The 329-nt window shown below is 38.9% G+C and carries 1 protein-coding gene; it reads right to left on the bottom strand.

Annotated elements, in window-relative coordinates:
- Positions 1-52: 52 nt before the first annotated feature.
- Positions 53-329: GIY-YIG nuclease family protein (locus B4B65_RS05975; RefSeq protein WP_293914293.1), on the bottom strand; the 277-nt coding region annotated here is incomplete at its 5' end.

Below are 329 nucleotides of genomic sequence, written 5' to 3'. Positions count from 1 at the left end.
ACTGGGTTCGAACCAGTGACCCTTCCGATTTTATCGGAATGATCTGAACCAGCTATTCGGGCTTTTTAATAAGCTCTTCTATTCTTAAACGGCTTTTCCAGGATTTAAGCTGGCGTTCGCGGACTAATGCTTCACTCTTCGTCTTATAACATTCCTGATAAACAATACACCAATCTGCTGATATTCCTGTAAAACCCTTTTTATGACGGGAATTATGACGACGCAATCGATTTGCAACATCATTCGTCACTCCAATATAATAACGGTCTGCACTAACGGAATAGAGAATGTATAAGTAATACATAACTAGGTCATAACAAAAAAGCATC

The organism is Sphingobacterium sp. UBA5789, assembly GCF_002418355.1.
Lineage (GTDB): Bacteria > Bacteroidota > Bacteroidia > Sphingobacteriales > Sphingobacteriaceae > Sphingobacterium.
This window is presented reverse-complemented; position numbering and strand designations above follow the sequence as displayed.